The sequence below is a fragment of the Streptomyces sp. NPDC045846 genome (assembly GCF_056431605.1).
Genome location: NZ_JBWKKJ010000001.1, coordinates 96,202 through 120,528 on the forward strand (window position 1 = coordinate 96,202; position 24,327 = coordinate 120,528).

A 24,327-nucleotide genomic window follows, 5' to 3' on the forward strand; every position below is an offset into this window, starting at 1 on the left:
GTTCGATCCGCGGGGCACGCCGGTACCGGACGTGTGCCCGAGGTCTCCTCCAGGGCGGCGGGCGCGGCACAGGAAGGGGCTGGCACATGACAGCGGTCCTCAGTACGGGGTGGGACAGCGTGCGGCAGCGGGCCAGGCTGAGTGCCTGGGCACCCGGGGGCGACGCGCCCGTGGAGAGGCCGACCGCGCTCGGGCGGGCGGAGCTCCTCGGGCGGCTGCGCTGGGAGGTCATCCAGGGCGGCTCCCTGTTCCTGACGTATCCCCAACTCCTCGACGGAGCCGCCTTCGCGGTGCTGCGGCCCGCCGAACTCCTCGACGAGCTGGCGATCCGCGCGATCGGCGGAGGCGCGGTCCTGCCGATCCGGGTGAACTCCCGGAACGCGGACCTGGCCGGCCAGCTGACGGCGATGCTCTCGACCGGATTCCTCTTCTCCTCGCTCCCCGTCTCCGACGGCCAATGCCTGTGCCTCCAGCGGGAGTTGGCCGCCCGCGCGGACGCCGGCGCCGCTGCCGAAGCCCTCGCGGCCGAGGGACCGGCCGCCGTGGCGGACCGGTTGCTGACGGCCACGGGGGTCCTCGACACCGCGGTGCGGCGGCGCACGGTCGCCCGCTGGCGGGACTGGCTGGACGCCGCCGAGCGCGGCCTGCTGGAGGTCAGCCCGCTGGCACCGGCCGACTACCCGACCGCCTACGCGCTGCGTCCTCTGCCGCGCCCCGACGAGATGGCCGGTGAAGGGGGCCGGGCGGCGCTCGCCGCCTGGACCGGTGGACACCTCGACGTGAACGGCCTGCCCAGCCGGAGCCGCCTGTACGAGAGCCTCGACCCGCTCCTGCGCTCGGACGACCCCGCGGACCGGGCCGACGCGCGGATCCTGCGCGAGTCCTTCGACGAGACGTACTACCGGGCCATCGCGGTGAGCGAGGGCTGCATGCTGGGGCTGGCCTCGCCGCGCCGCGGCATCCGGCGCCGCGAGGCGGCGGCGCTCGTGGAGCGGACACCGGTCGTCCGCTACCCGACCCGGTTCGAACTGCGGCTGGGCCTGATGACCGGTGCGCAATGGCAGCGCTACACGGACGACGCGGCCGACGCGCTGGCCGGTTGGTGGCACCGACGCGACCTCGCCGCCCTGCAGGAGGTGGGCGACCTGCTCGCCGACCGGACGAAGGAGCCCCCGGCCGACGGCGGGGATGAGGCCTCGGTGACCCGGCTCCAGCGGTTCACCCAGGGCGCGCGCGGGGCCACCGCCCAGATGGTCGCGGGCGGCGGGATGAGCCTGGCGACCAGCCTGCTCGGCGAGGGGATGCCGGGAGTCTTCGCCGCCGGCGCGGGCGGGGCGCTCGCCCCGGTGGTCGTCGCGGCCGTGGCGGCCGGGGTGACCCGCCTGACCGACTTCCGGGGCCGGTACGACGTGATAGAGCTTCCCGGGGTACTGGGAAGGAGCTCCTGATGGACACCGAGGCACCCCGCACGCACACCCGCAAGGCCTACACGGACGCCGACGGCGGCCGATGGTGCGAGGTCTACCTGGACACCTACCGGCTGCCCTCCGGCACCGAGACCGTCCGTCACCGCATCCGCGTCGGCGGCGGGCGCACCGGGGTCGTGGTGCTGGCCCGGCGCGGGGACGACGTGCTGCTGGTCCGCCAGTGGCGCCCCACGATCGGCCGCTGGGCCTGGGAGCTCCCGCGCGGTTTCGGGGAGACCGACCCCGTCTCGGACGCGCTGCGCGAACTGGTGGAAGAGGCGGGCCTGGTGGGCTCGGCGGCGGCCGCGGTGGCGTACCTGGACGTCGACTCCGGCTCGCTGGAGAGCGAGGTCGCCGTCGTCGAGGTCGCGGTGCGGGGCGACGCCCCCTTGCGCCCGGGCCCGGCCGGGGACGGGGAGGTCGCCGCCGCGCGGTGGTGGAGCCCCCGGGAGATCGCGCGGGCGGTCCGCGCGGGGGAGCTGCGGGACGGCTTCACGCTGGCCGCGCTCGGGGCGTCCCACGCGCTCCGGAGTTAGCCGGGGGCGTCCGACCGGCAGGGCTCGGCGCCCCGGCCCGCCCCGAGGACGCGTTCCGCCGCGGCCTTCCCCAGCAGCGAGTGGAGCAGGCGGGTCGGGGGCAGGGCCGGGTCGAGGTAGGTGTGTTCCTGGCGGTGTTCGACGACCGCGAGCATCTTGCGCAGGGTGGCGCGCGCGTCCTCCTGGCGGCCCGCGCGGTGCTGGGCCTGGCCCAGGAGCCCCAGGTGGAGGGGCAGGCGGAGGTGGGTCCGGGAAGGACGCAGCTCGGCCAGGGCGGACTGCATCAGCGTGATGCCCTCGGCTTCGCGACGGGAGTGCGCGAGCGCCCAGCCCTCGGGGAGGTTCAGCATCGCCTTCCAGTACAGCAGCCCGTGTTCGCCCGCGAGGCGCGCCCCCTCCGCGCCCGAGTGCAGCGCCGTGTCGACGTCGTCCTCCCAGGCCGCCAGGACCGCGTCCACATAGAGGGCGAAGGCGCGGTCCGACGGCCTGCTCTCGTACGCCGTCAACTGGAGCAGCTGACGGCGGCGTTCGGTCGCGGCGGCCCGGTCGCCGAGCAGCCAGTGCGTGAAGGCGTCGTAGGAACGACAGGAGACGCGCGGGTCGTGCTGGAACGTACGGGCCAGCGCGTGGCCCTCGCGGGCGAAGCGGTCAGCCGTCTCGACGGCGCCCTCCAGTTCGGCGAGCGCTTCGGGGAGCCGGCCGCGGATGTGCAGGACGATGCCCTCGCCGTAGGCCGCGCCCAGTTGGGCGACGGGGTGTCCGGTGCGGTCGGCGAGCGTGCGCAGCAGCGCGGAGAACCGGCGGGAGTCGTCGTAGCGCCCGGTGACCAGGAGGCCCGCGCACAGCGCCCACAGCACCGACGGGTCCTCGGGGGTCCGGGTGACGGCGCTGAGCGCGCGGCCCTGGCCGAGCAGCGCCTCGGCCTCGGCGTCGCCGTAGCCGCGGGTGATGGCCAGGACCTGGCCGAGCTGGATGTGCAGCCGCTGCTCCAGGGCGGGGGCCGCGTCGTCGCCCGGCGGCAGCAGGCCGATCAGGCGCACGGCGCGCCGCAGCCAGCTCTCCACCTGCTCGTACGCGAGGCTCTGTTCGGCCTGGTCGGCGGCGCGCAGCAGCCGGGGGAGGACCTCGCCGGGAGGCAGGGCGTCCTCGGCGCGCCAGCTGTGGTGGGCGACCCGTTCGATCTCCTCTTCCTCCCGCCGCCGGTGCCCCCGCGCACACAGCCCCGCCGCGACGCGCGCGTGCAGGCGGCAGCGCTCCTCGTGCGGGAGTTCGTCGAGGAGGGTCTCCTGCACGAGCGCGTGGGCGAAGTGGAGTCGGCCCGGGCGGTGCGGGTCCTCGTCGAGCAGCTCGGCGCGGAGCGCCGACTCCAGGGCGGTGGCCACCGGTTCGTCCTCGACGGCGGTGAGGTGCAGCAGATCCGTGTCGACCTCGCTGCCGATGACGGCGCACAGCCGCAGCACCCGCAGGACCGGCTCCTCCAGCGCGGCGAAGCGCTGGCGCAGCGCCTCCCGTACGCCCGTCGGGATGCGGGCCAGGAGCATGTCCGCGGCGCCCCGGTCGTGCAGGTGCCGGACGTCGCCGAGCAGGGAGAGGAGCTGCATGACGAAGTACGGGTTGCCGCGGCTGCGCTGGTGCAGCGCCTCGACCACCTCACCGGGCACTCCCGGCCCGGCCTGCGCCCGGACCAGGGCCGCGACCGAGTTCCGGGAGAGGCCGCCGAGCCGGAGCGTCTCCGTCCGCGGGCCGCGTAGCGTCTCGGCGAGGGTGCGGCGGACGGCGGCGTCGGACTCGACCTCGAAGCCGCGGGCGGTCAGCACGACGCTGAGCGGATTGCCCTGGCGGCGGATGGCGAGCAGCCGCAGCAGTTCGAGGGATGCGGTGTCGGCCCAGTGCAGGTCCTCCAGGAGCAGCACGAGCGGACGTTGCGCGGCCAGGGTGAGCAGCACCTCGCAGACCGCGTCGTGGGAGAGGAACCGGGCCTGGGCCCAGTCGACTTCGGAGCCCTGCCCGTCACAGGTGCGCCGCGACCGCTCCGGCATCAGCGGGGCCAGGAGCGTGCCGAAGGGCTCGGTCGCGGCGCGGAACTCCTCCGGCCGGGTGGCCGCGAGCCGGCGCAGCACCTGGGTCCACAGCCAGTAGGGCGGGACCCCCTCGCCCTGGAAGCAGTGGCTCCACACCACTTCCAGGTCGCCGGGGCCGGCCTCCAGGCGGGGGGCGAGCTCCAGCAGGAGCCGCGTCTTGCCGACACCGGCCGGGCCGAGGACGCACGCCACGTGACCGTGGCCGGTGAGCGCGCCGGCCGCCGCGCCCACCAGCCGGTGCAGCTCCTGGTCCCGGCCGGTGAAGGGGGAGGGGACCTCGGGGTCCGGGCAGTCGGGTGTCGGCCCGGCCGTGAGCTCGACCGTCTCCGGCTCGTCCGGGAGCAGCCCGTGCCCGGGCTCCTGGCGCAGGATGGCGTCCCGGACGCGCTGGAGTCCGGGGGCGGTGTCCACGCCGAACTCCTCGGCCAGATGGCTGCGAGTGCGCTCGTACAGTTCCAGCGCCTCGGCCTGCCGCCCGAGGCGGGAGAGCGCGGTCATCAGATGGCCGACCAGGCGTTCGCGCGCCGGGTGCAGGCCCGCTTCCTGGCCGAGGCCGGCCGCCACCTCGTCGGCGGCCCCGAGGGCGAGGCCCGCTTCGGCGCACGACTCCAGCGCGGTGAGCCGGAGCTGTTCGAGGCGGGCGCCCTCGTCGATGAGCCGCGGATGGGCGCCGAACTCGCCGTACGGATGGCCCTGCCACAGCTCCAGTGCCTCGCTGAGCCGGGCCCGCGCGGAGAGGTGGTCGCGCCGGTCCAGTAACTGCCGCCCGGAAGCCACGAGTTGCTCGAAGCGGCAGACGTCGACCTGTTCGGGGGAGAGCTGGAGGAGATAGCCGGGTGCGAGATGCCGCAGCGCCGACGGGGCGCCCGGGCCGCCCACCGGATCGAGGGCGCGCCGAAGATGGGAGACGTGGCTCTGCAACGCGGCGACGGGCCGCCGCGGTGGCTCGTGCCGCCACAGCTCCTCGATGAGCTGCTCGGTGGGCACGACCCGGCCCAGGCGTATGAGCAGCAGGGCCAGCAGCGCCCGGCGCAGCGGCGGGCCCAGCGGCAGGTCCACGTCCGCGTGCCGCACCGACATGGGGCCCATGACCCGCAGCAGCAGCCCGGACGCCGGGTCCCGTTCCGATTGCGGCGGCGGGCCCGGCGTCCGAGGTGTGTACATGTGATCCCCACCGTTCTCGCGCTTGCGGTCGCGCCGGAGGCGGCGGACCGACGAATGCCTGGACCCTCCGTTCGTGATCTTGGCATGCCGACCGGACCGCTCCAAGATCGCGCGGCGGGATTCCGTCACCCGGCGGCAAGCGGACGGCAAGGGGACGGCAACCTCGCGGCAAGGGGGCGGTAAGGGGGACGCAAGAAGCCCACGTGATCCGAACAGGGCGCCGCAAGGGGGGTGTTGCAGGATGTGCCCACTCGAACACCCCGGAGGGTCGCGATGTACGACATCGGTGTGGTCCACGAACACCCGCTGATCGCCTGGGCGGTCGGGCACGCGCTGTCCGCGTTCCCGGACGTACGGGTGCACATGCTGAGTGCGGCGGCGGTCGCCCTGCCGGGCGCTCCCCTGGTGCTGCCCGACCGTCTGGACGTGCTCGTCCTCGACCGGCCGCCCGGGCGGCCCCACCCGGCCGGCATCGAGGCCGCGGCGGGCAGAGCCTCCTGCGTGGTACTGCTCTGCGCCGCGGCCGCCGAGCAGCCCTGGCCCGGGGTGGCCCTCTGTTTGCCCGAGCGCACGGATCCGGTGGTCCTGGCCACTGCCGTGCACCTCGCGGCACGGAACGCGCGGCTGCCGCCCCGGTCGGCCGGGGCGGCAAAGGAGGCGGGGGCGCTCTCGGCCCGGGAGCGGCAGGTGCTGCGCCTGCTCGCCGACGGTCTGACGCACGATCAGGCGGCCCGGCGCATGGGCATCAGCCGCCACACCGTGGACACCTACGTCAAACGCGTCCGGGCCAAACTGGCCCTGGGCAACAAGGCGGAGCTGGTCAAGGCGGCCATGGCCTATGGCTGGAACTGACCCTCGCCCGCCGGGTCACCGGACGGGACGCGCCCCCGTGACATCCGGACCTGGCGCGGTCTGCGTCCGCCGCGTCACCGGAAGGGGTCCGCCTCCTCGGCGAACGGGCCGTGCTCGGCCACCGCCATCCCCTGCGCGTAACCGATGCCCGCGGCGGCCAGCTCCGCCGCGAGGCCCGGCGAGGGGCGTACGAACTCCTCGTACGCGACACCGTCGGGCAGCCGCAGCAACTCGGGCAGCGGCACCGGCACCCCGCTGAGCCGGCCCGCCCGCTCCACGCGCTCCTCGATCTCCCCCCAGTAGCCCGCCATCTTCGCGCCGCCCACCACTCCCGCACAGCCGAGCAGCGAAAGCAGCGCGATGTTCGAGGAGTTGTCGAGGACGAACGCCTCGCCCGGGGTGTCGCAGTCCACCAGCCGGCCTGTGCCGTCGAGCCTCCTGGCCCGCGTCCGCAGCCCGAACAGCGCGGCGGGCCAATCGCCGGAGACCTCGGACCCGACTCCCGTGACACTCGTCCCCCTCGCGGCGGGCTCCGCCCCCGCGAGGCCGTCGCGGAAGAACGCGACGAGCAGGTCCAGCGGCAGGTACAGCGTGCGGCCGGGCACGGTGAGTCCGGCCGCACGCTCCACGGCCGACATCAGCAGCAGGTGCGAGAGCGCGCGATCGGCTCCGTGCAGGGCGAGGCGGGCCGCCTCCAGGTCCGCGCCGACCGCACGCGAGGGCACCTCGGACATAGGCCCCTGCCCGGCGACGACCACGTGCTTGGCCTTCTTGTTCCGGGTGAACAGCGTCTCGCGGGCCAGCGCGCCGTGCCGGTCGAGGAACCACCACGCATAGGGCCGCCACCCGAGGTCCGAGAAGTTCACATGGGTCAGCGCGACCCGCAGATGGAAGGCCGACGGATCGGCGCGCTGAAGGTGGCGCACGTACCAAGAGACGCCGACCCGGGGGAAGAAGACGTTCGGGCTGGCGTGCGGGAGGCTCACCACGACGCGTCGCGCGGCGGCGAACGCGTCCAGGCCCGCGTCGTCCAGACCGAGCGCCCGCAGCGCACGCCCCCGCTCGCCGTCGTCGGCCACGAGCGCGTCGCGCGCCGACCTCAGCCACGCGACGAACGCCCCGCGGCTCTCTCCCGCGTCGAGCACCATGTCTCCGTCTCCTTTCCGAGACCGCGTCGAGGAGCGACTCAGCGCGGCGGGACGCCCGGCGCGTCCCATTCAGGCCGCATCACCAGCCACCCGACGGCGAACAGCGCCGTGCAGCAGGCCAGCACGACAAAGGCCGTGGTCACGCCGTAGACCCCGACCAGCGTTCCCGCGGCGAACGAGAACGCCGCCTTGGCCAGCGACGCCACCACATTGCGGACCACCGCGAACTGCCCCACCTCGTGGTCCGCCGGCACCTGGTTCGTCAGCACCTGCATGCAGATCACGTGACAGGTGACGGCCAGCGAGAGACCGAAGGCGACCACCGCCACCAGATACGCGGCATCGACCAGCGCCAGGGCCAGCGCCAGCACGACCGTCACCGGCAGCGCCCAGCCGAGCACCCGCCGGGACGAGACCGCGCCCGTCGACAGCAGGACACCGGCGAGGAAGCCGCCCGCGATCGTCACGATGTTCAACAGCGCGTAGTACGAAGGCCGTTCAGGGGCCACGGCACTCGCGAGCGGCACCAGGACAGTGTTGAGGAACTGCAGCGCGCCGCTGCTGGGCACCGAGAAGACGAGCACCCCGATCAGGGCGGAGCTCCACCGGATGCGGACCGACGCCCGCCCGCCCTTCGTACGCTCCCCGCCGTCCGCCGGGCCCCCCTTCGGGCCCGGGCCGGGCTCCGCCCGGTCGGCGTACCCCCGGGTGCCGAGAGCCAGCGAGCCCGCGCTCGCGGCGTACGCCAGGGCCGCGCAGACCAGCCCCGCCGTGATCCAGCCCTGGGCGAGCGCCACACCGGCAAGACCCGCGCCGAAGACCTGCCCGGTCAACGAAGCCGACTGGGACACCGCGAGCAGCCGCCCCGCCTCCTCCCGCTCGAACGCGCCCCGGATCAGCCGGTTCAGGGCCGCCTTGTTGAACATCTTCGCGATGGACAGCACCACTTGGCTCAGGGCGATGACGGTGATGGACAGGGCCGTACGCCCGCCCGAGGAGAAGTGCTGGATCGCGAGGAGGAGCGACACCACGGACAGCGTCGTGTTGGTGCGGCGGGCCACCCGCCCCGCCCGGCCCCGGTCCGCGAACCTCTTGAACAGCAGACCGAGCAGGGCCGCGGGGAGGTAGCCGAGCACCACCATCAGGCCGATGAGCAGGGCACTGCTCGTCAACGCGTAGGTGAGCCAGAGCAGGACGACCGCCTGCCCGCCCTCGGCGAACGACGACAGCGTGAAGAACAGGGTGAAGAACAGGCGGGACGAGCGCTGCTCCGGCGCGGGCGGGGGCGGCGCGAGCCGGCGCGAGGGCGGCTTGGCGAACGGCATGGGGGAACGACCTGTCGTGAGGCACCGGTGAGGTGGACGGCGGCGCGGGTGGGTCAGCCGCCGGAGAGCCGGCCGATGCCGGCGAGGGCGGCGCGCACGGCCGCCTCGTCGGGACACGAGAAGAACGCGAGCCGCGAGAAGGCGCACGAACTGCCCAGGCCCGCCTCCGATTCGGCCCGGGAACTGCCGGGCGAGATCCGTACGATGCCGGGCACCGCCAGCAACTCGGAGTCCGCGGGAACGCGGAGGCCGCTGCCCGGGGCGGGCGCCGCCACCCCGATCACGCCGCTGAAACCCTCCGGGCCGCCGCGGTCCGAGGGGCCCGCCCCCGGCGGCCTGCCCAGCTGGATCCGCACGAACTCGCCCCAGAGGTCGACGCCGTGGAAGGTCCGCAGCGACTCGGCGACCCCGCCACCGGCCGGGCGCAGGGCGATCTCGTTGAACAGGAGCCGGTCGCCGACCTGGAACAGCTCCAGATGGAAGACGAAGTCGGCGAGGCCGAGGGCGGCCACGGCGCGTTCGGCAGCCCGGAGCGCGGGCCCGCGCCGGGGATCGTACGGCGGCAGATGCAGGCTCGCCCGGGTCGTACCGGCGGCGCTCAGCACCGGCCGGTCGTAGGCCGACGCGAACGCGGCGCGCAGTCCACCGCCGCGGACCACTCCGTCCACGTGCAGCTCGGCGTCCGCGTCGACGGCCTCCTCGACGAGGAAGAGCTCGTCACCGGCGGCGGCGAGCTTCCGCGCCTGCCCGGCCGGTATCCGGCGCACCCCCTTGCTGGAGGAGCCGGAGAGCGGTTTCACCACCACCTCCTGCGGCAGGTCGGCGGGCGCGGCCGTGGCGAAGTCGCCGGAGAGCCAGCAGCGGGCCGTGGGCAGGAACGGCGTGATCCACTGCTTCATGCGCCACTTGTTGGTGACCGTCAGGGCCGCATCGAAGCCCAGGCCGGGCAGCCCGTACCGGCTGCGCAGAAAAGCGGCGAACGCGAGGTTGCTCTCCGAGGTGGCGAGGACGTGCCGGAAGGGGCGCCGCGCCATGAGCCGGTCGACGGTGTCGAGCGTCTCGCGCTCGTGGTCGAAGGACGGCACGGTGAGCCCGCCGCCCGGGGCCCCGCCCGCGTGGAGGTCCAGGTACTCGACCTCGGTGGCGAAGGGGGCGCGGGCCGCGTCGAAGAGGGGCTTGCCGGTGCTGAGGACGAGGGCGCGGGCGTCAGACACGGCCGGACTCGTTGAACGCGACGATCCTGCCGACGAGTTCGCCCAGCCGGGCGTTGTCGGGGGCGGACACCAGAGCGTGCCCGGCCCGGCCGTACGAACCGGTCCCGGCCCCTCCCGGATGGTCCGGGTAGCTGAGTTCGTGGAACGTGAAGTGCTTCTCGAAGTCCGCCCGGGTCAGCTCCACCCCCTCGAACCGCCGCAGGTAGATGTAGGCGAAGTACGCCTCGGGGTCGCGCGGCGCGAGCAGCTCGTCCGGGTCCTCCCCGAGGGCCAGGCCCACCGTGAGGTCGTAGAGGTCGACGCCGTGGGTCAGCTGCACGATCTCGGTGTGGTGGGCGCCGGGGGTACGGGCGCCGCACTCGCCGAAGACGAGGTCGTCGCCGTCCTCGAACGCCTCCAGGTGGAAGACGCAGTCAGGGGCGCCGAGGCCGCCGAGCGCGCGCTCCGCCATGGCCGCCGCGCGGTCGAGAAAGGGGCCGTTCTCCTTCCGCGAGAGCACCTGCGAGGCCAGTACGGCACCGGAGTTGGTGTGCATCGGGCGCTCGTGGAACCGGGAGACGGCGCACCACCGCAGCCGTCCCCGGGACCAGACGCCGTCGATGTTGAACTCCCGGCCGCCCACGAAGGACTCCGCGACCCAGGCCGCGTCGGCCGCGCCGCGCGAGCCCAGGTGCCGGGCGAACTCCCGCTCCGAGGCGACGGGCGCCGCGCCTATGGACCCGGCCCCGTTGGCGGGCTTGACGACGAAGGGCGTGCCGAGTTCGGCGGCCGCCTCGCCGTAGGTGGCGCCCGGGCCGAGGTACACGCACCGGGCCCGCGGCACGTCCGGGGGCAGCGCGGCCTTCTGGAGGTACTTGTCCCGGAACCGCAGGGTGCGCGCCCAGTCGCGGTCGCCCGCGAGCCCCAGGTGGTCGCGGAGCAGGGCCGCGGTGAACACACCCTGCTCGTGCCCGGTGACGACACCGACGACATCGGTGAGGCCGGCGCCGAGGACCGTCCGGAGCACCTCCTGGGCATCCTCCAGGTCGTCGACCAGCGCGAACCGGGTCCCGGCGAGCGCCTCCTTCATCTTCCGTTCCACGTGGAAGACTTCGAGGCCGCGGCGGGCGACCGCGTCGGCGATGCCCTTCCGGTGGCCCAGGACGATCACGGTGCCCATGGTGGTGCCTCCAGCTTCAGCTCGTACAGGTCGTGCGTGCCGGGGCGGAACGGCGCCACGCGCCGAAAGCCCCGCCGGGTGAAGAAGGCGGTGTTGGCCGCCAGGGATGTGCGCAGCGCGATGCGGATCTCGCGGCGGCCGGCCGCCGCGGCCCGGCCCACCACCGCGTCGACCAGCGCCGAACCGATGCCGCGGCCGCACAGCCGGGGCTCGGTCGCGAGGAAGCACAGGGTGTAGGAGCCGTCCTCGGGGTACTGCAGCACACAGCCGACGGGCCGCCCGTCGAGGCGGGCGACCAGCCAGTGGGAGAGCTCGCGGCGCACGGACTCGGCCGTACGGCCGAGCGCGGTCGGCCGGAACTCTCCCGCGTAGGGGGCGTAGGCGGCGGCCAGCACCGCGAGGATCCCGGCGACGTCCGCCTCGACGGCACCGGCCACCGCTACGCCCCGCACGGCCGCCGGGACCGGGTCATCCATCGCTCTCGGCGGCCGGCGCGGTGCGGGCCGTGAAGAGTTCGCTGTGGTACGGCATCCGAAGCGTGCCGTCACGCTCGGCATGGCGGTCGATGAGGTCCCGCAGCCGGTCGAGCAGCGCCTCGCCGTGGGCCTCGATGCCGCGCTGCACTTGGGTGGAGGACTTCGCCATGCCGACGAAGTCGTCCGCGGCCATCGTCGTCGTCCAGTCGGCGGTCCTGGCCTCGACGGTGCCGCCGCCGGGGGCGAAGACCTCGCGCAGTTCGGCGGCGAAGTCGAAGGCCCGGTAGTGCCGGCTGTAGCCGGGGCTCAGCTCCTCAAGGAGCGATTCGTAGGCGTCCAGGAACGAACTCGCCGCGAAATCACGGTTGTTCTGGATGATGGCGAGCTGGCCGCCCGGGTTCAGGCAGCCCAGCGCCGCGCGCAGGAAGCGCGGCCGGTCCATCCACTGGAAGGACTGGGCGGCGACGATCAGATCGACGTCCCGCGCCTGCTCCAGAAACGGTTCGGCCGGTCCGACCGACCAGCTCACCGAAGGGAACTTGGCCCGGCCCCTGGCCACCATGTCGGTCGACAGATCGACCGCCTCGTACCGGCCGTCCGCACCGAGGACCGGGATGAGCCCCTCCAGGACGATGCCGGTGCCCGCCCCGGCGTCGACGACGTGCGGCCGGGGGCGCCCCGCGAGCGGCGCGGCGAGCTCCTTGAGCAGGGCGGCGGGATAGCGGGGCCGGTGCCGGTCGTAGTCGTCGGCGAGGGTGTCGAACTTCTGCTTGCGCGGTTCCATGCGCGGTCACCTGTTTCCGTAGTGCGATGGGCCGACGTGCCCCGGAGCGCCGCCGGCCGCGGGCGCGTACCGGGAGGGCGGACGGCGCAGGCCGAGCTTGTCGCGCAGGGTGCCTTCCCGGTAGCCATCCTTGTATACGCCAAGCTTCTGTAGCTCGGGCACGACATGATCGACGAATTCGGCCAGTCCGCCCGGGAGTTGGGGCGGCATGATGTTGAACCCGTCGGCGGCGCCCGACCGCAGCCACCGCGCCATCGTCTCGGCCACCCGGCGGTAGGAGCCGACGAGCACCAGATGCCCGCGGGCGACCGTCATGCGCTCGTACAGTTCGCGGATGGTGAGCCCCTCCGCGGCCAGCTTCTCGATGAGCCCGCGCCGGCTCTGGTTGCCGTTCGAGGGCGGAAGCGCGGGCAGCGGACCGTCGACGTCGTACCCGGAGAGGTCGAATCCGCCCACCAGGTCGGACAGCATGGCCACGCCGAGCCCCGGATGGATGAGCCGCTGCAACTGCTCGAACTTCTCCCGCGCCTCCTCGTCGGTGGCACCGATGAACGGGCACAGCCCCGGCATCACCAGGATGTCCTGATTCACGCGGTCGTACCGGTCGAGCCGCCGCCGGAGATCCTGGCGGAAGGCCCGCGCCGCTTCCCTGTCCGGCTGCGCGGTGAACACCACTTCCGCGGTGCGCGCCGCCAGCTCCTTCCCGTCCTCGGACGAACCCGCCTGCACCACCAGCGGGTGGCCCTGCGGCGGGCGGGCCACGTTCAGCTCGCCCCGGACCCCGAAGTGCGCGCCCTGGTGGCCGAGTTCGTGCCGACGGGACGGGTCGTAGAAGACGCCCCGCTCCTTGTCGCGGGGGAAGGCGTCGTCGTCCCAGCTGTCCCACAACCCGGTGACGACGTCAAAGAACTCGGCGGCCCGGCGGTAGCGGTCCCCGTGCTCCGGATGCTCCTCCAGGCCGAAGTTGTGGGCCGCGTCCTTCTTGGACGAGGTCACCATGTTCCAGCCCGCGCGCCCGCCGCTGAGCAGATCCAGCGAGGCGAACTCGCGGGCGACGTTGTACGGCTCCTTGTACGTGGTCGAGGCCGTGGCGACCAGCCCGAGATGGGTGGTCTTCATCGCGAGCGCGGACAGCAGCGTCATCGGCTCGAAGACGACCACGCGGCTGCCGTAGCCGTCCCGGTCGTCGTTGAACACGGACGGCGTGTCCGACAGGAACATGAAGTCGAACAGGCCGCGTTCTGCGGTCCGGGCGAGGTCGACGTAGTGGTCGATGTTCTGCGCGCCGTCCGCCACGGCGTCGGGGTGCCGCCAGGCCGCGGCGTGGTGACCCGTCCCGTAGGACAGATAGGCGCCCAGCACCAGCCCGCGGTCCTCTGACTCGCTCATGAGGGCCGATCTCCTTTCTGTGCGGAAGGGGTTCAGCCCTGCAGCTGGAAGACCTCGCGCAGCTCCGCGATCCCGTCCTCCAGGCCCCGGGTCGAGCCGTGCTCCGAGATGTGCGCGAAGCTCTGCCGCATCGCCGTGATCGAGGCGCGCAGACCCTGGTTGGCGTAGACGGCGAGCGAGAACCCGGCGGCGCGCAGCTGCCCGGCGTCCACGTCCGGGTAGGTCGTCGGCACCGCGATCAGCGGTACGTCGGTGCGCTGCCAGCTCCGCCCGAAGTCCAGGATCTCCTGCCCGTCACGGGACTTGGAGTGGATGAGCACCGCATCCGCGCCGGCCTCGACGTAGGCGTCGGCCCGGCTGATCGCGTCCTGCTTGCTGCCTCCGGCGATGAACGTCTCGATGCGCGCCACGACGACGAAGTCGGAGGTGCGCTGGGCCTTCTTGGCCACCCGGATCTTGTTGCTGAAGCCCTCGATGGTCTCCTGGTGCTGGGTGCCGTCGCCGAGCGAGTTCCGCTTGGGGAAGACCTTGTCCTCGATGCAGACGCCCGCGATGCCGACGCGCTCGTACTGGTCGACCATGCGCGCCACGTTGCGCGCGTCGCCGAAGCCCGTGTCGCAGTCCGCGAGCACCGGCAGATCGGTGGCGTCGTTCATCATGCGGGCCGCGTTGAGGAACTCGGTCATCGTCAGGATGCTCTCGTCGGGCACCGCGTGCGAGGCGGAGATCCCCAGACCGCTCGCCCACAGCACCTGGAAACCGCTGTTCTGCGCGATCCGCGCGCCCAGCCCGTCGTGCACGCCCGCGGCGAGGGCCAGCTCTCCGTCCCGGGTGATCGCCTCGCGCAGCATGGCTCGCTTGTTCATGATGGCTCCTCAGATATGGCGTACGAGAGGGTGGTTGGCGGAGCGGCGGGCGAAGTCGACCACCTGCTCCGCGACACACGTGAGTTGTTCTTCGATGCGCGGGTCGTCGCACCGCCCGGCCGGGGTGAAGCCGGTCTGCGTGCTGTTGAGCGCCACGCCCAGCGGGGTGGGCCAGCCGCGCAGCGTGTGCGTCACGGCGCGCAGCGCGCCGAGGGTGACGACCGCGCCCTGGTGGCCCTGCCCGACGGCCAGACAGCCGACGGCCCGGCCGCTCAGATACGGCCTGACGTCGTCCCGCAGCTCCTCCAGGTGGTCGAGGGCGTTCTTGACGAGCCCGGAGATGCCGCCGTGGTAGGCCGGGCTGGCCAGCACCACTCCGTCGGCCCCGGCCGTCGCCTCGATCAGCCGCAGGGCCGGCCCCGAGAGCGGCGCGCCGCCGGGGTCGTACAGGGGCATGACCAGATCGGCGCCCGCGAACAGCCGGACCTCGGCGCCCTGCCGCTCGGCCTCGGCCAGGACCACCCGCAGCGCCCGCTCGGCGGTGGAGCCGGGCCGGTTCGATCCGCCGATCCCGACGATCCTCACGACGCGCCCCGCCCCGCGGTCTCGGCCGCCGGCGGACGGGCGGGGTCGAGCAGCGGGGCCGCCACAGCGCGCAGGAACCCGCCGCGCCGTACGTAGTCGAGCTCGCGGGCGGTGTCCACGCGGGCCACCATCCGCCAGGCGCCGACCAGTTGGCCCCCGGGGCCGAGCGCCCGCACGGTGACCTCGCCGCGCGGCCGCAGCGTCGCGAGACCGCTGATCTCGAAGGTCTCGCGGCCGGTGAGACCCAGCTCCTTCGGACCCCGCCCGGGCGGGAACTGGAGCGGGACGATGCCCATGCCCACCAGGTTGCTCCGGTGGATCCGCTCGAAGCTCTCGGCCAGCACGGCCCGCACGCCGAGCAGCGCGGGCCCCTTGGCCGCCCAGTCGCGGGAACTGCCGAACCCGTAGTCGCGGCCCGCCAGGATGACGACCGGAGTCCGCTCGGCGGCGTAACGGGACGCCGCGTCGTACACGCTCATCTCCTCGCCGCTGGGCACATGGAGCGTGCGGCTGCCGCCCCGGGACGGGGTGAGCTTGTTGCAAAAGCCCGGATTGGCGAAGGCCCCGCGCACCAGCACCTCGTGGTTGGCGCGCCGGCAGCCGTACGAGTTGTAGTCGGCGCGGGCGATCCCGGCCCCGGCCAGATGGCGGCCGGCCGGTGAGTCCTCGGCGATGGTTCCGGCGGGGGAGATGTGGTCGGTGGTGGTCGAGTCACCGGCGAACACCAGGACCCGAGCGCCGCGCAGATCGGTGGTGCCGGTCCGCCCGTCGGGGTCGAAGAACGGCGAGCGCACCAGATAGGTGGACTCCCGCGGCCAGTCGTACACCGGCCCTTCGGGGAAATCCAGGTCCTGCCACTCGGCGCCGCCCTCGAAGAGCGCGTCCTTCTCCCGTACGAAGTGCTCGCGGGCCACGTGCGCGACCGCCTCGGCGATCTCCGCCGGGGTTGGCCACAGCTCCGCGAGCCGTACGCCGTGCCCGTCCGCGCCGGTGCCGAGCGGTTGGCCGCTCAGGTCGGTCCGTACGGTTCCGGCGAGGGCGTACGCCACCACGAGCGCCGGGGAGGCGAGGTAGGCGGCCGCCACGTCGGGGTGGATGCGGCCCTCGAAGTTGCGGTTGCCGGAGAGGACCGCCGCGAGCCGGGTGCCGTCGCGCCGCACGGCCTGCTCGGCGGCGGGTGCGAGCCCGCCCGAGTTGCCGATGCACGTGGTGCAGCCGAAGCCCGCCACCGCGAAGCCGAGCTTCTCCAGGTACGGCAGGAGCCCGGCGGCCTCCAGATAGCGCGGCACCGCGCGGGACCCCGGGGCCAGCGTCGTCTTGACCCAGGGCGGCACGCTCAGCCCGCGCTCGACGGCCTTGCGCGCCACGAGACCGGCGATGACCATCGACTCGGGGTTGGACGTGTTGGTGCAGCTGGTGATCGCGGCGATGCCCACTGCCCCGTCCGCCAGCGCTCCTTGACCGCCGCCCGACCGGGCGCCCTCGGGGAAACTGTCCGCGACCGCGGGCAGCGGCAACCGCTCCTGCGGCCGGCGCGGTCCCGAGACACTGGGCTCCACCGACGACAGATCGAACTCGACGGTCCGCGCGCACCGGGGCTCCTCGGCACTGCCCAGCGGCACGAACAGGCCCTGCTCCTTCGCGTACGCCTCCACCAGGGCGACGTCACGCTCGGGGCGGCCGGTGAGCCGCAGATAGTCGAGGGTCGCCTCGTCCACCGGGAAGAAGGCCACGGTGCAGCCGTACTCCGGCGCCATGTTGGACACCGTCGCCCGGTCCGGGACGGAGAGCGTGGGCACTCCGGGGCCGAAGAACTCCACGAAGTGCCCCACCACACCGGTGTCGCGCAGGAACCGCGTCATGGTGAGGGCCAGATCGGTGGCGGTGCTGCCGACGGGCAGTTCACCGGTGAGCCGTACGCCCACCACCGGCGGGCTCAGCAGGGACACCGAGTGCCCGAGCAGCGCGGTCTCCGCCTCGATGCCGCCGACACCCCAGCCGAGCACGCCCAGGGCGCCGACCATCGGGGTGTGCGAATCGGTGCCGAGGACGAAGTCCGGGGCGAGCAGGCCGTCCGGGTCCGGCATCACGACCTGGGCCAGGTGCTCCAGGTTCATCTGGTGCACGATGCCCCGGCCGGGCGGCACGACCCGCAGCCCGCTCATCTCGCGCTGTGCCCAGCGCAGGAACCGGTAGCGCTCGCGGTTGAGTTCGTACTCGCGGGACATGTTCAGGGCGACCGCGCCGGGCCGGGCCCACGCGTTCACCTCCACCGAGTGGTCCACGACGATGTCCACCGGCAGCGCGGGCCGCGCGCGGCGAGGGTCGAGACCCCGCTCGGCGAGCAGCGACCGCAGGGACGCCAGGTCGGACAGGACGGGGACGCCGGTGTGGTCCTGGAGGATCAGCCGGGTGGGGCTGAAGGCGATCTCCTCTTCGGGGCCCGCACCGGCGCAGGCGGAGATCAGCGCGGCGGACGAGGCCAACGCCCGCCCCAGAGCCGCCTCGTCATGGCTCTTCACGGCGGCCCGCAGGACGTTCTCCACCAGGATGCGCACGCTGCGGGGCGCGGCATGAAGACCGGTGAGGCCGTTCTCCTCGGCTGCGGCCAGGCTCACGTACCGGCCTGCTCCCCGCGCCCGGGGCAGGGAGCGCAGCATGTCGTGCATGGTTGACCCTTCTCGCTTCGTCGGGGGTCGCCGGCCCGGCGCCCGAGGGGGGAGGGCGCCGGACCGGCGGGCGGGAGGGAAGGGTCAGGCGGCTGCCGCGGCGCGGGCCAGCGCCCGGCGGTAGATGTCGGCCAGGTCCTCCGGCGGAACGGCGCTCGCCGTACGGATGGACATGTGGCGGACCTCGTCCAGGCAGAGCCCGAGCAGGTCCTCCCTCGGCTCGATGCCCTGCTGCTCCAGCGACCAGGCGATCAGCGCGCGGCCCGAGTGCTTGCCCAGCACGTAACGCCGCTCACCGCCCACGTGCTCCGGCGGGAAGGGCTCGAAGGTGGAGGTGTCGCGCAGCATGCCGTTGGCGTGGATGCCCGACTCGTGGGCGAACACGTTGTCCCCGATGACCGGCTGCCACGGCAGCACGGGGTGCTTGGCCGCGTCCGAGACGAGCCGGCTCAGGTCCTTGAGCTTGGTCATGTCGATGCCGAGGTCACGGTCGTACAGCTTCTTGAGCGCGACCACGACCTGGGCGAGGTCCGCCATGCCCGCGCGCTCGCCGATGGCGTTGACCGTCACGTGGAAGTACCGGGCACCGGCCTTGAGCCCCGCGATGGTGTTGGCGGTCGCCAGGCCGAAGTCGTTGTGGGCGTGGCACTGGGTGTCGATCGGCGCCGCCGCACCCACCGCGGCGACCCGCTCGCCGTACGCCTCAGGCCCGAGCAGGCCGACGGTGTCCGAGAGCCGCAGCCGGTCGGCCCCCGCCTCGTGCACCACACCGGCGTACTCCTGAAGGAACGAGATCTCGGTGCGGGCGATGTCCTCGGCGCTGATGGACACGTAGGCGCCGCGGTCCTTGGCCATCTTGATCAGGTCGGTGGCGGTGGCGAGCAGCCAGGTGCGGTCCTTGCGGACACTGGCCTTGAGGTGCCCCGCGGAGGTCGGCAGGCCGATGTGAACGGCCTTGAACCCCATGTCGATCGAGCGCTCGACGTCCTCCCGGACACCCCGGTGCCACACGACGAGCCGGGCCTCGTCCTGCCGGTCCACACAGGACTTGATGAAGTCCAGCTCCTCGCCGCCCATGGCCGGAATACCGATTTCGACGGAGGTCACCCCGGCGGCTATGAGCGCGTCAAGAATCTTGGTCTTGGTCTCCTTGGAAAAGGCTACGCCCGGCGTCTGCTCGCCATCCCGGAGAGTGGTGTCCTCGAGAATCAGATCATCGCGAATGGCCATGGTTGGCTCCTGAATCATTCCGGCGGAACGGGGAATGAGAGGATGATCCACAGCGGGAGCCGACAGGGTCAATCCCCGTATGCGTCCCACGAATCGGGGACAGGTGGGCCGGGGAGAAGGGGCCTAACCTCTTGCGGTCCAGGGCGGCATCGAACGCTGTCCCGGGTGGCTGGAAATCGATGAATTGAAGGATGGTGGGGGGCGCGCCCGGGCCTACGCGACGAGGCCCGGCAATTCATTACCGCCCCGGCCGATAAGCGACTCGGGTCACCGGCGCACGCATGATGAGCGGCAAAATGACCCACCTATTCGGATGGCCTGAGCGGGGTGCCCCTCTGGTCCACCGACATGGCCTGTTCGCTCAGGCCCGCGAGGCCGGCCGCCTGGTGGAGCAGGTCCACCAGCATGGGAGAGGTCAGGCGCCCGGTGAAGGTGTTGCGCTGGCTGGGGTGGTAGCACCCGACCAGATGGAGTTCGTCGGCGGCGGCCGCGTCATGACGCTCGCCCCGGCCCCCTGCCTGTGGGTGTGCGGCATCCGTCCCGGCGCGTCGCAGTGTCACCGCGGTTCCGTGTCCGAACCGGGGCCGGGGGCGGGGCAGTTGCCAGCCCGCGTCGGCGAGGACGGGCAGGAGGGCCTGCCAGCCGAAGGCCCCCAGGACGACGATCGCCCGAGGCTTCAGCAGAGTGATCTCGGCTGCCAGCCAGGGCCGGCACGTGTCCCGCTCGTCAGGTGTCGGCTTGTTCGCGGGAGGAGCGCAGTGTACGGGGGAGGTCACCCTGACCCCGTACAGCTCAAGGCCGTCGTCGGCCGTGGTGGCCGTGGGCCGGGAGGCGAGGCCGACGGCGTGCAGCGCCGCGAAGAGGAAGTCCCCCGACGCGTCACCGGTGAACATGCGGCCCGTCCGGTTGCCGCCGTGCGCGGCAGGAGCGAGCCCGACCACCACCAGCGGCGCGTCGTGCGGCCCGAAGCCGGGGACCGGCCTGGCCCAGTACTCCCACTCCCGGAACGCGGCCCGCTTCGTCGCGGCGACCTCCTCGCGCCAGGCGACCAGCCGAGGACAGGCCCGGCACCCGGTGAGCGCGCCGTCCAGTTCGCCGAGCCCACCGCAGCGCGCCGCGTGGAACACGGGGAAGCCGCGATCCTCGGCGCCGGGTTGCCCATCTGGGGTGCCGACCTCGTCCATGGGTTCACGCTACCTGCGTGTGCACGGGGGCAACCTCGACGGGGCGACGGCCTCAAGGTCCGGGTGCGCTACGGATTTCAAGGCGGTCCGCCCGCGCGGAGTCCTCCCATCGCCTGTGCCGGCCACGTGGCCAGCACCCGCCCGTGACCCACAGCGGACAGGACCTGTCCTCAAGGATCGGTACCGTGCTCCGCATGGCCTCCAAGAACGGCATCGGCACTCACCCCGTCCTCTCCCGCCGCGCCCTCAACCGCGCCACCCTCGACCGTCAGCTCCTGCTGCGACGCAGCGACGCGCTCTCGCCCAAAGGCGCTGTCGCTCACCTCCTCGGGCTTCAGGCGCAGAACGTGAAGCCGCCCTACTTCGCGCTCTGGTCGCGCCTCGCCGGGTTCCGGCCGGAAGCGCTCTCAGAGCTGATGGAGGCGCGCGAAGTGGTGCGGATCGTCACCCTGCGGTCCACCATCCACACGAACACCGCGGACGACGCGCTCACCCTGCGCCCGCTGGTGCAGGCGGCTCGGGACCGGGAGCTGAACACCTTCCGGAAGGGCCTCGTCGGGGTCGACACGGACCGGCTCGGCGCCATCGTCCGCGCGCTGGTCGAGGAGCGGCCGTACACGATGAAGGAGCTGCGGGAAGAACTGGCGAAGGAGTGGCCCGAGGCGGATCCCACCGCGCTCTCCGTCGCCGCGCGTTGCGTACTGCCGCTGGTGCAGGTCACCCCGCGCGGGATGTGGGGCCGCAGCGGACAGGTCGCGCTCACCACCGTCGAGCACTGGCTCGGCCGCCCGCCCCGGCCCGTGCCCGCCCCCGACGAGACCGTCCTGCGCTATCTCGGCGCCTTCGGCCCTGCCTCCGTGAAGGACATGCGGACCTGGTCCGGGCTCACCCGGCTCGGCGCCGTGTTCGAGCGGCTCCGGCCCCAACTCGCGGTCTTCCAGGACGAGAACGGCGTCGAGCTCTTCGACCTGCCGGACGCCGTCCGGCCCGCCGAGGACACCCCCGCCCCGCCGCGGTTTCTGCCCGAATTCGACAACCTGCTGCTCTCGCACGCCGACCGCGGCCGGGTCGTACCGGCCGAGTACAAGGGGCGCAGCTGGACCGGCAACCAGGCCCACTGCACGCTCCTCGTCGACGGTTTCCTCGCCGGGATCTGGCGCATCGAGGAACACAAGGACGGCGCGGCTCTCCTCACCGTGCAACCCTTCGGGGCGCTCGGCAGGGAGAGCCGCGCCGCGGTGGCCGAGGAAGGGGCACGGCTCCTCGCCGACCTGACCTCGGCCACCTCCTACGACGTGCGCTTCGGGGAGTTCACCAGCCAGAGGTGACATCCCGAGGCCGGAAGTTCCAGGGGTGACGGCCCCCATGCGGAGGCGTTGGCCCGTTGCCCGAAGGGCTCTCACCCCTGCCCTTCGAGAGTCGGGAGAGCCCTCTCCTGAAGGGGTCGTCCCGCAGAACCGGCCCCCACAAGAACCGCCCCGAACCGTCCGGCGAACCGGAGCCGAACCCGCTCTACCGGCTCAGCGCGTGGTCCCGGCGGGTGCACGCCGACGGGGTCTGGTTGTGGCGTCTGCGCGGGGCGGGAGGGGCGAGCAGGGGGTCGACCGTCACCACGGTCACTCCGAGCGGCGCCGAGAGCGCTCTCAGGGCGGGCTCGGCGAGGCGGATCCAGTTCTGGTCGCGGCCCAGGACGGCGTTCAGCCGGTCCGGGCTGGTGAACCCGACGGCGGTGCGTGTGCCGAACTCGTCGCGCAGGAAGCGCAGTTGGTGTCCTCCGGCAGAGCCGAGCCGAACCGGCACGTACAGCGGCCCTGCCGGGCGGCGTTCTTCGGGATCGGCGTCCTCGATGGCGAGGCTGTCCATGGTGTCCTCCGGTGCGGAAGTGCGGATGCCGTACGCGTCATGCGCCCGTACGCCCGAAGGTATGCCCCCGGCACTGGCGCCCTGTCCCGCCATGACGCGGCATTGACCCCGACGCCCCGGATTTTTACGCGCTCCTGGCGCAGGTGGGCACGGGAGCGTCGGCCGACCGGGTGGAGGCGGCTCCCGGGAACGATTTCATCCCACCGGGTGGTGGCCGCGGGGCGCCCGCCGAGGCCGGTGCAGGCTCAGTCGGCCCGGCCCGTTGCCGCGACCGTCACGCCGAGGCCGATCATCGCGAAGCCGCCCGCCCCGCCGATCAGCGAGAGGCGCCGTTCGGAGCGGGCGAACCAGCCGCGGGCCGCCGCCGCGCCCAGCCCCCACAGGGTGTCCGTGACCAGGCCGATCGTGATCGGGACCAGGCCGAGCAGCAGCATCTGGGACGGCAGGTGCCCCGCCGCGTGGTCCACGAACTGCGGCAGCACCGCCGCGAAGAAGACGATCCCCTTGGGGTTGGTGACGCCCACCAGAACGCCGTCCGCGACGGTCCGCAGGTCGCCGTGGGCCGGCCGGACCGTGGCCGCGGCCTCACCGACGGCAGCCACTCCCAGCCGCATGTCCTTGCGGTGCCGGTACGCCTGCACCCCGAGCAGGACGAGGTACGCGGCGCCCGCCAGCTTCACCGCCATGAACACCGACGCCGAACGCTCCACCAGGGCGCCGATGCCGAGCGCCACCGCCACCACCAGCACGTACGAGCCGAGCACGTTGCCCAGGACCGTCGCGAGGGCCGTCCGGCGGCCGTGCGCGAGGGCGCGGCCGATCACGAACAGGACGCTCGGTCCCGGGATCACGATCACCAGGAGGGACATCGCGGCGAAGGCGAGGAATCGGTCGGTCGACACCATGTCCGTCATTCAACCTCACCCCTGTGCGACGCGACCAGGGCACGGACATCACACACGCGGTCCGCACCCATACCAGCGGCCCGAGTTGTCCGTGCCGTGCCGTGCCGTGCCGTGCCGGATCGGGCCATGCCATGCCATGCCGTGCACTGCCGCGCCGTGTGTGGCCATGCCATGCACTGCTGCCGTGCCGAGCCCGGTCGGCTGTCGCCGCCGCACACCTTCTCGTCCGCGCGGTGTGCGGCGAGGCCAGGGCTCCGGCTCGCACGGGCGCTGATCGTAGAGCGGCACCCGCATCAGATCAGCCCCTGCGGGGCCGGGCAGGCCCCGCATGCGGCCGAGGCCGCCCCTGCCTCAGGGCAGCCCCGATGCGGCCAGGGCAGCTCGTGCACGCCCCAAGGGAGGCCGCACGCCCCCAGGGAGGCCGCACGCGCCCAGGGCCGCCCGGCCCCTCACGGCAGTCCGCATGCGGCCAGGGACACCGTCCGCCCCCTGGATACAGTCGCCCGCATGGAATTGCGGCAGCTCAGCTACTTCGTCACCGTCGCCGAGGAACTGCACTTCGGGCGGGCCGCCGAGCGGCTGCACATCGTCCAGTCGGCGGTGAGCCAGCAAGTGCGGCGTCTGGAGCGGGAGTTGGGGTGCGAGCTCTTCGACCGGTCGCCCCGGCACGTGCGGCTCACCGGGGCGGGGGAGCGGCTGCTGCCCGAGGCGCGCGAGGTGCTCGCCGCGGCCGAACGGGCCCGGGCCGCCGTCCGTGAGCGCACCACCCTGCGGCTCGGCACGAGCACCGGACTCGGCGAGCACCTCGACCGCGTGCTCGGCACCTTCGCCGAGATCGCCCCGGACATCCCCGTCGAGCTGGTCTCCGCGCCCACCCGTGACCGGCTCGCCCAGGTCGCCGACGGGCGGCTCGACGCCGCGTTCGTCCGCTCCCCGCAGCCCGCGCCGGGCCTGCGCGTCCTGCCGTTGTGGGAGGACCCGCTGGTCGTGGCTCTCCCCGCGGCCCATCCGCTGGCCCGCCAGGACGAGATAGCGCTCTCAGAGCTGGCCACGCTTCCGCTGTGCATCACCGCACGGCGCAACAATCCCGCCCTCGTCGACCTCGTCGTCGGCGCCTGCCACGCCGCGGGCTTCGAGCCCGTGCCGGGCCCGGTCGGCGGCTCGCTCCAGGACGTCCTCGCCACCATCGGACTCGGCTCGCTGTGGACGGTGGTGTACGCCGCCCACTCCCGCGTGCTGCACAGCCCCCGTGTCGCCTTCCGGCCGGTGCGTGCTCCCGGGCTCGCGCTGCCCACCGGACTCGCGGTGGGCGCGGGCCGTACGCCCGCCACGGTCGAGCTGTTCCTGAGAGCGTGTTCAGCCTCCGTGAGCAGCCCGGCCAGCCGTCCCTAGAAGCCGCCTGAACTGCGACGATCACGAAAGCAGATCGCT

The 24,327-nt window shown here is 73.3% G+C and carries 20 protein-coding genes; 5 read left to right on the plus strand and 15 right to left on the minus strand.

Going from position 1 to position 24,327, the window contains the following annotated elements:
* Window positions 1-86 precede the first annotated feature (86 nt).
* On the plus strand, window positions 87-1,448 hold the full coding sequence (locus tag AC07F3_RS00420) for a hypothetical protein (RefSeq protein ID WP_479108966.1): 1,362 nt from the start codon (window positions 87-89) through the stop codon (window positions 1,446-1,448).
* Window positions 1,448-2,002 (plus strand): NUDIX hydrolase, encoded by a 555-nt coding sequence (locus AC07F3_RS00425; RefSeq protein ID WP_479108968.1) that lies wholly within the window; start codon window positions 1,448-1,450, stop codon window positions 2,000-2,002. Before AC07F3_RS00420 ends, AC07F3_RS00425 begins: the two co-directional genes overlap by 1 nt.
* On the opposite strand, the gene AC07F3_RS00430 is transcribed toward AC07F3_RS00425, so the two are convergent.
* A complete protein-coding gene (locus AC07F3_RS00430) occupies window positions 1,999-5,247 on the minus strand; it encodes an ATP-binding protein (RefSeq protein WP_479108970.1) in 3,249 nt (1,082 codons plus the stop codon). The genes AC07F3_RS00425 and AC07F3_RS00430 overlap by 4 nt on opposite strands.
* Before the next feature lie 273 nt (window positions 5,248-5,520).
* On the opposite strand from AC07F3_RS00430, the gene AC07F3_RS00435 reads away from it, so the two are divergent.
* Complete coding sequence (locus AC07F3_RS00435) at window positions 5,521-6,099, plus strand: helix-turn-helix transcriptional regulator (protein WP_479108972.1); 579 nt, start codon at window positions 5,521-5,523, stop codon at window positions 6,097-6,099.
* A gap of 74 nt (window positions 6,100-6,173) precedes the next feature.
* On the opposite strand, the gene AC07F3_RS00440 is transcribed toward AC07F3_RS00435, so the two are convergent.
* The 12 genes from AC07F3_RS00440 to AC07F3_RS00495 all read right to left on the minus strand — a co-directional run bounded on the left by AC07F3_RS00440 (window position 6,174) and on the right by AC07F3_RS00495 (window position 20,128).
* Complete coding sequence (locus AC07F3_RS00440) at window positions 6,174-7,247, minus strand: hypothetical protein (RefSeq protein ID WP_479108974.1); 1,074 nt, start codon at window positions 7,245-7,247, stop codon at window positions 6,174-6,176.
* Between the two features lie 38 nt (window positions 7,248-7,285).
* A complete protein-coding gene (locus tag AC07F3_RS00445) occupies window positions 7,286-8,572 on the minus strand; it encodes an MFS transporter (protein WP_479108976.1) in 1,287 nt (428 codons plus the stop codon).
* A gap of 53 nt (window positions 8,573-8,625) precedes the next feature.
* On the minus strand, window positions 8,626-9,786 hold the full coding sequence (locus tag AC07F3_RS00450) for an ATP-grasp domain-containing protein (protein WP_479108978.1): 1,161 nt from the start codon (window positions 9,784-9,786) through the stop codon (window positions 8,626-8,628).
* Window positions 9,779-10,945 (minus strand): ATP-grasp domain-containing protein, encoded by a 1,167-nt coding sequence (locus tag AC07F3_RS00455; protein WP_479108980.1) that lies wholly within the window; start codon window positions 10,943-10,945, stop codon window positions 9,779-9,781. Before AC07F3_RS00455 ends, AC07F3_RS00450 begins: the two co-directional genes overlap by 8 nt.
* Complete coding sequence (locus AC07F3_RS00460; RefSeq protein WP_479108982.1) at window positions 10,933-11,421, minus strand: GNAT family N-acetyltransferase; 489 nt, start codon at window positions 11,419-11,421, stop codon at window positions 10,933-10,935. Before AC07F3_RS00460 ends, AC07F3_RS00455 begins: the two co-directional genes overlap by 13 nt.
* Window positions 11,414-12,205 (minus strand): class I SAM-dependent methyltransferase, encoded by a 792-nt coding sequence (locus AC07F3_RS00465; protein WP_479108983.1) that lies wholly within the window; start codon window positions 12,203-12,205, stop codon window positions 11,414-11,416. Before AC07F3_RS00465 ends, AC07F3_RS00460 begins: the two co-directional genes overlap by 8 nt.
* Before the next feature lie 6 nt (window positions 12,206-12,211).
* Window positions 12,212-13,594, minus strand: a complete 1,383-nt coding sequence (locus tag AC07F3_RS00470; protein WP_479108985.1) for an LLM class flavin-dependent oxidoreductase — start codon at window positions 13,592-13,594, stop codon at window positions 12,212-12,214.
* Between the two features lie 32 nt (window positions 13,595-13,626).
* Complete coding sequence (locus AC07F3_RS00475; protein WP_479108987.1) at window positions 13,627-14,460, minus strand: isocitrate lyase/phosphoenolpyruvate mutase family protein; 834 nt, start codon at window positions 14,458-14,460, stop codon at window positions 13,627-13,629.
* 9 nt (window positions 14,461-14,469) lie between these two features.
* Complete coding sequence (locus AC07F3_RS00480) at window positions 14,470-15,045, minus strand: NADPH-dependent FMN reductase (RefSeq protein ID WP_479108989.1); 576 nt, start codon at window positions 15,043-15,045, stop codon at window positions 14,470-14,472.
* Window positions 15,042-17,714, minus strand: coding sequence for an aconitate hydratase AcnA (acnA, locus tag AC07F3_RS00485; RefSeq protein ID WP_479108991.1), 2,673 nt, complete (start codon window positions 17,712-17,714; stop codon window positions 15,042-15,044). The genes AC07F3_RS00480 and acnA overlap by 4 nt, the downstream gene beginning before the upstream one ends.
* Window positions 17,715-17,798: 84 nt before the next feature.
* Window positions 17,799-18,944, minus strand: coding sequence for a homocitrate synthase/isopropylmalate synthase family protein (locus AC07F3_RS00490; protein WP_479108993.1), 1,146 nt, complete (start codon window positions 18,942-18,944; stop codon window positions 17,799-17,801).
* A 305-nt stretch (window positions 18,945-19,249) separates the two neighbouring features.
* Window positions 19,250-20,128: a uracil-DNA glycosylase gene (locus AC07F3_RS00495; RefSeq protein ID WP_479108994.1), complete on the minus strand. Its 879-nt coding sequence runs from the start codon at window positions 20,126-20,128 to the stop codon at window positions 19,250-19,252.
* 194 nt (window positions 20,129-20,322) lie between these two features.
* Between AC07F3_RS00495 and AC07F3_RS00500 the strand changes: the two genes are divergently transcribed.
* Window positions 20,323-21,456, plus strand: a complete 1,134-nt coding sequence (locus tag AC07F3_RS00500) for a winged helix DNA-binding domain-containing protein (RefSeq protein WP_479108996.1) — start codon at window positions 20,323-20,325, stop codon at window positions 21,454-21,456.
* A gap of 184 nt (window positions 21,457-21,640) precedes the next feature.
* Here the strand turns inward: AC07F3_RS00500 and AC07F3_RS00505 are convergent, their stop codons facing one another.
* Window positions 21,641-21,991, minus strand: a complete 351-nt coding sequence (locus tag AC07F3_RS00505) for an SAV_915 family protein (RefSeq protein WP_479108998.1) — start codon at window positions 21,989-21,991, stop codon at window positions 21,641-21,643.
* 245 nt (window positions 21,992-22,236) lie between these two features.
* Window positions 22,237-22,896, minus strand: a complete 660-nt coding sequence (locus AC07F3_RS00510) for a LysE family translocator (protein WP_479109000.1) — start codon at window positions 22,894-22,896, stop codon at window positions 22,237-22,239.
* Window positions 22,897-23,403: 507 nt separating this feature from the next.
* Here AC07F3_RS00510 and AC07F3_RS00515 point away from each other — a divergent pair.
* Complete coding sequence (locus tag AC07F3_RS00515; protein WP_479109001.1) at window positions 23,404-24,288, plus strand: LysR family transcriptional regulator; 885 nt, start codon at window positions 23,404-23,406, stop codon at window positions 24,286-24,288.
* Window positions 24,289-24,327: the final 39 nt, after the last annotated feature.